This window comes from Pseudonocardia pini, from assembly GCF_013870575.1.
Classification (GTDB): Bacteria; Actinomycetota; Actinomycetes; order Mycobacteriales; family Pseudonocardiaceae; genus Pseudonocardia; species Pseudonocardia pini.
On the sequence record NZ_JACBXB010000569.1, the window covers coordinates 1 to 3,721 of the forward strand.

Below are 3,721 nucleotides of genomic sequence, written 5' to 3' on the forward strand. Positions count from 1 at the left end.
CCTCGTCCTGCTGATCACCGTGATCCGGTGGCTGAGGGCGATCCGCCGGGTCGGGGCGGGTGCCGCCGTGCCCACGCTGACCGGCCGGGGCTCCTGGCTGACGGCCCTGATGGGCGCCTTCGGCCTCGTCCTCACCGTGCTGGTGGTGGTGCAGGTCCGCGCGGGCGTCCCCGTCTCGGCGCTGCCCCGCTGGTTCGCCCTCGCGGTCGTGAGCCTGCTGGTGCTCCCGCCGGTGGTGCTCGCGTGCGTGCTGGTCGCACGTAGGCGGGCGGTGCTCGCGGGCGTCGTCGTCGGGGTGCTGGTGGTGGGGGCGATCGTCTTCTGGGCGGTCGTGGCGGGGCGGACCCTGCGGGTCGCGGGCGTCGACGTCCCGCCGCAGACCTTCGCGGACCTGTGCCTCGCCGTGGCCGTGGTGCTGCCGACCGCGGCGATCCTCGGCCGCATCTACGCCGGGCTGACCAGCCAGGGCGCGCGCCGGGGCGTCGGGATCCTGTGGGACGTCGGTACCTTCTGGCCGCGCTGGTTCCATCCCCTCGCCCCGCCGACCTACTCGGACCGGGCGGTGCCCGCCCTGGCCGCCCGCGTCCGAGCCGAGCTCGCCGGCCCGCGCGGCGCGCTGCTCCTCGCCCCCCACAGCCAGGGCGCGGTGATCGCCAACGCCGCCCTCCTGCTCGACGACGGACCGCACGACCGCCTCGCGCTGCTCAGCTACGGCTCGCCCTGGGAGCACCTCTACGCCGAGTTCTTCCCGGGCCAGGTGACGAACGAGGCCACCGCCACGGTCCGCCGGCGGGTGGGGGAGCGCTGGCAGAACCTCTGGCGGGACTCGGACCCGATCGGCGGCCCCATCCACACGGTCCCGCAGGCGGCGCCGATCCCGAAGCCGAAGAAGGCGGGGCATTCGGACTACTGGATCGAGCGCGAGTACGGCGAGGCCGCTCGGTCCTTGCGAGGCGGGATCGCTCGGGTGGTGGGGCCGGTGGTGGACTCTGTGGCGGTGGGTTCTGCGGAGTCGAACGGTGAGGGGAACGCTCCCGTCGACCCGCCGCGTCAGTGAACAGTTGATGATCGGTGGTTGTGTGTTCTCACCGCTGCGCTGGCAGCGCTGTGTGCACTCGACTCGCGATCTTGTCGCGTTGGGAGCACGAAACGTGCGATCTTGAACGGCGCCGGGGGGCTGACCGTGGCCCGGCCCGGGGGGCGTGGGCTTGTGAGCACCTGTTGAAGATCGGCGGTTGTGTGCTCTCTCTGCTGCGCTGGCAGCGCTGTGTGCACTCGATTCGCGATCTTGCCGCGTTGGGAGCACGAAACGTGCGATCTTGAACGGCGCCGAGGTTTCGACTGCGGCCCGCCCTCGGGGCGCGTGGGCCTACGAGCACCTGTTGAAGATCGGCGGTTGTGTGCTCTCCCTGCTGCACCGACAGCGCTGCGTCCACCCAACTCACGATCTTGCCGCGTTGGGAGCACGAAACGTGCGATCTTGAACGGCGCCGGGGTTTCGACTGCGGCCCGCCCTCGGGGCGCGTGGGCCTACGAGCACCTGTTGAAGATCGGCGGTTGTGTGCTCTCCCTGCTGCACCGACAGCGCTGCGTCCACCCAACTCACGATCTTGCCGCGCTGACAGCACGAAACGTGCGATCTTGAACAGCGCCACCTACGGCGACTCCAGAACCTGGAACCACCCCGTACCGGGCTCCACCACCGCGGCTCTGGCCGCGGAGTCGGTGGGGGCGCGGCCTGCGAGGGCGGCGAGGGCGGCGGCGTCCCCGATGTCCGCGCCGGCCCGCTCCGACAGGATCCAGCGCACCTCCAACAGGTCGCAGTAGGCCTGCACCGGCGACCCGATCCCGCCCACGGCGGCGTGAGCGCGCTCCATCCCCGGTCGGAGGCAGATCTCCTGCCAGCTCGCCGCGGCCTCGGCGTCGGAGCTCTCCCTCCCGTCCCGACGGCACAGCCAGGCCTGGTGCGCCTGCAGGTCGCCGAGCAGCACCGTCGCCTGGCCCTCGCCCACGTCGAGGCCGGTCAGCTGCGCCAGCCGACGCGCGTGGAACCGGCGGTCACCCACGCCGACCTGCAGCCGCAGGCGACCGGGCGCGTCCCCGGCGGGCTGGAGGGTGACCTCCTCCACGGCGAACCCGAGCTCGTTCAGCTCCCGGATCTTGCCCTCGACCTGGTAGCGGTCGCCGTAGGAGTACGTCGGCGCGGCGTGCAGGGCGTCCCAGAGCGCGTGGTAGCGGTCCGGGATCGCGGCCGCCTCGGCGATGAGCTGCGGATGGATCTCCGGCGGCCGCTCCAGTCGCTCCGCGAGGTCGATCATGCCCCCGGCCACGTTCTCCACTAGGATGTCCAGGTCCCAGTTCCGCTGTCCGGGAGACAGCGTGGGATGGACCTCGCTGGTCTCGGCGTCGACGAGCCAGGCCTGCAGGACCTGCCCGTCCCGGCTGAAGAGCGTGTTGGCCAACGAGCAGTCACCCCAGAACACGCCGTGTCGGTGCAGCTCGACGAGCAGCCCGGCCATCGCGTCGAACAGCCGGGCCCGGTGCGCGGGCCGGTTCGGGGGCAGCCGCATGAACAGCCGCCGGTACTGCCAGGACCCCTCCAGGTACCGGGTCACGAGGATGGCGGTGTCCTCCTTGGTCGACGGGGCCTGGAACACCACCCCCGCGGGCCGGACGGCGGGCAGTCCCTCCTCCTCGAGCGCCCGCAGCACGGAGTACTCACGCCGGGCGACCCGGTGCGACAGCTCCTTGAGCGCCCACCGCCGCCCGTCCGTCTCGACGAACCGGACGAGGTGCCTGCTCGGCCCCACCGCGATGTCCCGCAACGGGACCTCGGCCGGGCTCCACTCGGCGAGCGGCTGGTCCCAGGGCAGCGCGAGCAGCCCCGGGGAGAGGTCGCGCAGGGTCAGCTCCGGCGTGCTCATCGCAGACCCCGGGGCGGGCCGGTGCTCCCGCGCACCACCAGCCGCGTGGGCAGGACGATGCCGGTGCCGGGGTCCCCGCCGCTCAGTGCGGTGGCGATCATGTGGCCCGCCAGCGCGCCCTGCTCGCGGACGGGCTGGTGCACGGTGGTGAGGTCGGTGAGCGCGGCCAGCGGATGGTCGTCGATCCCGATCACGGACACGTCCGCGGGCACCCGCAGACCCGCCCGGCGGAGCGTGCGGACCGCGCCGAACGCGACCTCGTCCGAGTGCGCGTAGACCGCCGTCGGCGGGTTCCGCACCCCGAGCAGCCTGGCCATCGCCTCGGCCCCCTCCTCGCCGCCCCAGTCCACGCTCACCGTGAGGTCCGGGTCGATCCCGATGCCGGCGTCGGCCAGTGCCCGCTCGTAGGCGAGCCTCCTGCCCGCGGGCGGGTCCCCGGGCTGGTCCGGGTCGAGCGTCTCGATCATCGCGATCCTGGTGTGGCCCAGGTGGACCAGATGGTCGACGGCCTGGCGGCCCGCGGCCAGGTCGTCGATCGTCACGTACGGGCGGGTGCCGATCTGCCCGCCCACCGCGACGACCGTGACGTCCAGCCCCTCCAGCCGCTCCCGCTCGGTCTCGTCCACCGGGAACGCCAGCGCGACGACGGCGTCGACCGTGCGTCGCGCAGGGAGCCTGCGGAAGACCTCGGCCCGGTCGTCGGCGTCTCCCACGAGGTGCAGCAGCAGGTCGAGCCCCGCTCGGCGCAGGGCCCCGGCGAGCCCCTCGAGCAGCGCGCCGAAGTACCAGCGGGCGGT

Annotated in this window: 2 protein-coding genes and 1 pseudogene; 1 reads left to right on the forward strand and 2 read right to left on the reverse strand. The window is 73.2% G+C overall.

The features are described 5' to 3' along the window. Positions 1–1,057, forward strand: a pseudogene (locus H5J29_RS24845) (hypothetical protein); the annotation flags it as partial. Between the two features lie 598 nt (positions 1,058–1,655). Here the strand turns inward: H5J29_RS24845 and H5J29_RS24850 are convergent. Further along, positions 1,656–2,924: a DUF4032 domain-containing protein gene (locus H5J29_RS24850; RefSeq protein ID WP_181783448.1), complete on the reverse strand. Its 1,269-nt coding sequence runs from the start codon at positions 2,922–2,924 to the stop codon at positions 1,656–1,658. After that, on the reverse strand, positions 2,921–3,721 hold an 801-nt coding region (locus H5J29_RS24855; RefSeq protein WP_181783449.1), incomplete at its 5' end, for a LacI family DNA-binding transcriptional regulator. The genes H5J29_RS24850 and H5J29_RS24855, both read right to left, overlap by 4 nt.